At 34.4% G+C, this 1,176-nt stretch carries 2 pseudogenes; both read right to left on the reverse strand.

The window, feature by feature from the left end:
• Positions 1 to 99: pseudogene (locus ACRCJ0_RS14655) on the reverse strand (PTS mannose transporter subunit EIIAB); the annotation flags it as partial.
• Between the two features lie 872 nt (positions 100 to 971).
• Positions 972 to 1,176: pseudogene (locus ACRCJ0_RS14660) on the reverse strand (LL-diaminopimelate aminotransferase); the annotation flags it as partial.

Genomic DNA, 1,176 nt, shown 5'->3' on the forward strand with positions numbered 1-1,176 from the left:
CACTGCTTGCAGATTTTCTTGTTCTCCGAAAATCATCTCAGCAGATTGTTTAATACCTTCAGCGAACTTACCGTGACTCGCTAAAATAATTCCTATCATCCTATTAAACCTCCCTAAATAAAATTTGGACACTTGTATCCGTTTCCAAGTATATAAGTAAAATCTACCAAATACAATCATAAAATACTATGAAAACTAGCGGATTTTATCAAAAACCATCAATTATTTGCAAAAGTTTGTGTATGACTAGTCTTTAAGTATATTAAATATACTCTTTTCTCATTAAATTTGGGCTAAAAGCTGATAAATCAGGTTTTCAGTTAACATATCTTATAAGTGATAAAAATTGCAAAATTATCTTTAATCTTTCGATTAAATTTTTCTCATAGTCATCAAAAAACGCGTAAAATCCGATTTTGTATAGATTCTGTACTATGCACATAATCAATTCTTCATATAACATAATATGACATTTAGCCAAGAAAAGTCGTTTCACCCTCAATAATGACAGAAAAAGTGACACTGTTTTTGACATATCTATTACTTATCTGCTACCCATACTTCTTCAATAGGTATTTCTACTTCTAACTTTGTTCCATATCCAAACCTGTTTCTATAGCTGCATCTGATTCTACAATATAGTCCCAAATTTCCACATCCGATCCTCGTGATGCGACAGATACCTGCGCAAACTCCGCTGATTCACCATTGCCATATGCAGCTAGGAAAAGGGTAGCGCCCGTTGTTATTCACCATAGAGCTTTTTACATCTTTTATTCCTCCCAAATCTTTGTTTAAAGCAATTACCTTCATCTTAATATGTCTAATGAAATAGCTTGTTTATGCATAACCACACAAGAATAATCGATAAAAGCGATGATTGAGGGAATCGGAGAATAAGTAAATCTATATACAAGCAAAAAAGGTCTGCGATATTGATACCACAGATCTTTTTCCCTTGAATATCATATTTATTTGTTTAAAGCCTTGATACGTTCAATAGCTTCTGCAGTTTTTTCATAGGTATTGAAGGCTGTTAATCGGAAGTAGCCTGCTCCTGAAGGACCGAAACCAACACCAGGTGTCCCAACGATTTGTGCATTTTCTAATAGGAAGTCAAAGAAGTCCCATGAGTCCATGCCTGCAGGTGTTTTCAACCAAACGTAAGGCGCGTTT

This window comes from Aerococcus sp. L_32, from assembly GCF_050689315.1.